Raw genomic sequence first — 1,751 nt, 5'->3', positions numbered from 1 at the left:
CTTAAAAGATGCCGAATTCATTTTTATGCTGCCTGTGTTAAAAGAGGGAATGCTGCCTATTTTACATGCAGTGGCTCCTGCTGTTATTTCATTTATTGGATTTGAAATTGCATTTATTCTTTACCCTTACCTAAAAAACAAACAAGCAGCAGCAAGAGGTATTGTCATCGCAAACACCATTACCTTGCTTGTTTATTTGCAAATTACGTTAAGTTGCTTTCTTTACTTTAGCCCAGATGAAATTACCAATTTGTTATGGCCCACACTTACACTCGTAAAACCAATTCACTTTCCTTTTTTTGAACGATTTGAAATCCTATTTTTGTCGTTCTATATGTTCATTTTCTCAACCTCATTCCTTCCGTCCATTTTTATTGTCACTGAAAACATCAACCAATTCTTCGGCAAGCAAAATTGGCAGCTACCCATATGTATTTTGCTATCACTTATACTCGCGGCTTCCTTTGTTTATATACCTACCCATAGCCAACTTGAAGTAATGAGCAAATGGTGGAACTGGGACGCTTATATTGTATTTTGCTTCTTTCCAGTCTTGTTTTTTCTTTATGCTACTTTATATACACGATGGAAACAAAGAAAAACCGTATAAAAAACTGCACCAAATAGCATACCCCAAAAAATAAGTACAGCTACAAATTTTGATAAAACCTAACTCTCTTTTCCGCGTTAATTAATTCTATATTACTCTCCATATAAAAAGCCGCTCGGCGGGAGCGGTCGGAAAAAGACATACTGTCCTTTCTTCTGCCGGAGCGCAGGGCGCATCCACCCTCTTCTTTTTTCCGAATCTCCTCCTTCCAACCACCTGAACTTTTGTTACTACGTCATGTGATTTCTACATAGATATCGTACAGATTGTTTTTGCTCCATGAAATATTCCCCGTATTTCCTCCATAGTTCTTTTATCTAGCGTAAGTAGGTCCTCAAATCATATTCTATATCTCCCCCCTTGTAGATAAAAAAGACTCCGTCCTTCATAAGCCTGTAGCAGGGCATATAATCTTCCTTTTCCCATCTACGTCACCCTTCACCAGCAAGGCAGCCTTAAGATAAACGAATGATGGTTAGAGCAGCCCCAGCTGATCCTCCCCCTACTAAGACAGCCGTAGCTACCAAACCGAATAACTGAAGTGCAATCGTGTCCCCAACGTTTAAGGAGATAATAACATTATTATTATAGCTTGAAGTAGCTACAGCTGGAGACAGTATAGAACCGGGGATTGGAGTGCCGTTTCGAGTAAGTCTTGCACCTACAAGCAATGCGGTTGTAGTATTAATTTGGTACGCAAGATAATAACGCCCGTTTGCTGGAACAGTAAAGATAGTATTACCGGAATTAACTGTAAAACTCTCTAAATTTTGATTGTTAGGAAGAGCGACATTGATCCCCCCTGCCACAACTAGAATCGTGCTTCCTCCTGTATTGGATGCATACATAGAAGTAGCAGTAGCGTCTAGTGGACTGATAATTCTAGTTATATAAGAAGAAAATTTTTCCCACACAGTAAGTTTTTCACCCCGTTCTCTCATAAATTATTATTTTTAACTTCCCTCCGAAAGAAGTCTCCCACTTATAAACGTCAAGGTGCTTTTAGCACCAGTGAAAGTGGGAGAGGAAGGTCGGTTAGGCGTAGCCTAACGTTATTGTAATCATAGTATAATAAAACAAATGTTCTTATAGAAAATAGATAAGTGGTTTCCCTTGCTCTTCTAACTTGTACCCAAGAAAT

General features: G+C 38.8%; 2 protein-coding genes. One reads left to right on the top strand and one right to left on the bottom strand.

Annotation, left to right across the window (positions count from 1 at the left end; translation table 11 throughout):
* A partial coding sequence (locus tag HMPREF0083_RS07240; protein WP_021620531.1) for a GerAB/ArcD/ProY family transporter occupies positions 1 to 610 on the top strand: 610 nt, incomplete at its 5' end.
* Between the two features lie 455 nt (positions 611 to 1,065).
* Here the strand turns inward: HMPREF0083_RS07240 and HMPREF0083_RS07235 are convergent.
* The gene (locus HMPREF0083_RS07235) at positions 1,066 to 1,458 is read right to left on the bottom strand and encodes a BclA C-terminal domain-containing protein (RefSeq protein ID WP_051354566.1); all 393 of its coding nucleotides are present in this window, start codon (positions 1,456 to 1,458) and stop codon (positions 1,066 to 1,068) included.
* Between the last annotated feature and the right edge of the window lie 293 nt (positions 1,459 to 1,751).

The sequence above is a fragment of the Aneurinibacillus aneurinilyticus ATCC 12856 genome, from assembly GCF_000466385.1.
GTDB classification, from domain to species: domain Bacteria; phylum Bacillota; class Bacilli; order Aneurinibacillales; family Aneurinibacillaceae; genus Aneurinibacillus; species Aneurinibacillus aneurinilyticus.
The sequence above is the reverse complement of the archived record's forward strand: the minus strand, read 5'-3'. Positions and strand labels throughout refer to the sequence as shown.